We start from the raw sequence: 1,064 nt of genomic DNA, 5'->3' as shown, positions 1-1,064 counted from the left end.
GGCGCGGTCGGCATGGCGGATCGTCGATATTATGGTTGATGGTGACAGCGTCGAAGGAATTGGATGCTTGTCAAAATGTGCTGAACGTCAGCACGGCGGAGAACACCAGCAGGGTTGCGGATCCGCATCGCCGAGCCACCAACGGCATTTGTTTTTCACTTCCCAGAACAATTCTGCCTGTCGACAGCCAGATCGAGGATGCGAAAAGGACAACGAAGGCGAGGGCCGCGGTCGCGGCCATCCCCGACACATCCTGCGCGTCGGGCATCATCGTGAGCCCGATGATCAGCGCCTTGGGATTCAATAGTGTCGTGATCGCCAACTGCCGTACAGTCACAATCTCGGCTGGACTGGATCCAACGCCCCAGAGGCGCAGCGCGAGATAGAATACCCAGGCTGCGGAGGCAAGCTTGACGCTTTGCGCGACCAGAAGGTGCGCATGGAGAAGGGGACCGGCCAGGCCGGAAGCCGGAACGACAATGGCTAGATAGGCGGACACGACCGTACCAAGCAGCACGATCGCACGCCCGGCGGTCAGCCCCTGGGAGGCCATCGCCAATATTGCGTTGGTCGGCCCAGGCAAGATGAGAAGCGCAAAAACGCCGGCTGCGAAAGATAGGAGATGCACTGCTTCGGTCCCTCGGTTCCGCCAGCTTTTTTGCATGGTCAGCCTCCTCCGTCGTTGACAAAGGTCATTTTGCAGCCGGAACATTCTCGTTGCTTGGCCGTTATTGCGAGTTAGCTTAGAGGTGCCGCCATGCCTCGCATGATCAGCTTCATACTCACTCGATTGGCCACGGGGTTTGCAATTGGATGCGCTGTGGGGTTCGTGGTTTGGCAGAACGGTCTTTTGTCCTCAACCTCCACGGCAGGTACTCCTGAGAATTACCTCGCCCAGGGGCTGTTCATTTATTTCTTCGCGAGCACGATGAGCATGGGCTACCTGGCTACAGCGCTACTGCTGGAGGAAGAGTAGCCGCTTTGATCCCCATCACACATAAGATGCGATGAAATCTGTGATGGCCGACGGTCTTGCTCAAGCAACCATCCGCGCCAATGCGCAG

2 protein-coding genes are annotated in these 1,064 nt (G+C 57.8%); one reads left to right on the top strand and one right to left on the bottom strand.

What is annotated here, in order from left to right:
• Positions 1-70 precede the first annotated feature (70 nt).
• Positions 71-628: a threonine transporter RhtB gene (locus OLZ32_RS39165; RefSeq protein WP_264400079.1), complete on the bottom strand. Its 558-nt coding sequence runs from the start codon at positions 626-628 to the stop codon at positions 71-73.
• Between the two features lie 129 nt (positions 629-757).
• Here OLZ32_RS39165 and OLZ32_RS39160 point away from each other — a divergent pair, with 129 nt between their 5' ends.
• Entirely contained in the window at positions 758-976 is a 219-nt protein-coding gene (locus tag OLZ32_RS39160; RefSeq protein WP_017992274.1) for a hypothetical protein, read from the top strand.
• The last annotated feature ends 88 nt before the right edge of the window (positions 977-1,064 follow it).

Origin of the sequence: Rhizobium acaciae, assembly GCF_025941625.1 — a bacterium.
GTDB classification, from domain to species: Bacteria; Pseudomonadota; Alphaproteobacteria; order Rhizobiales; family Rhizobiaceae; genus Rhizobium; species Rhizobium acaciae.
The sequence above is the reverse complement of the archived record's forward strand: the minus strand, read 5'-3'. Positions and strand labels throughout refer to the sequence as shown.

Coding starts and splice junctions, on each gene's coding strand:
- OLZ32_RS39160 (WP_017992274.1), top strand. CDS start 758: ATGCCTCGCATGATCAGCTTCATACTCACTCGATTGGCCACGGGGTTT.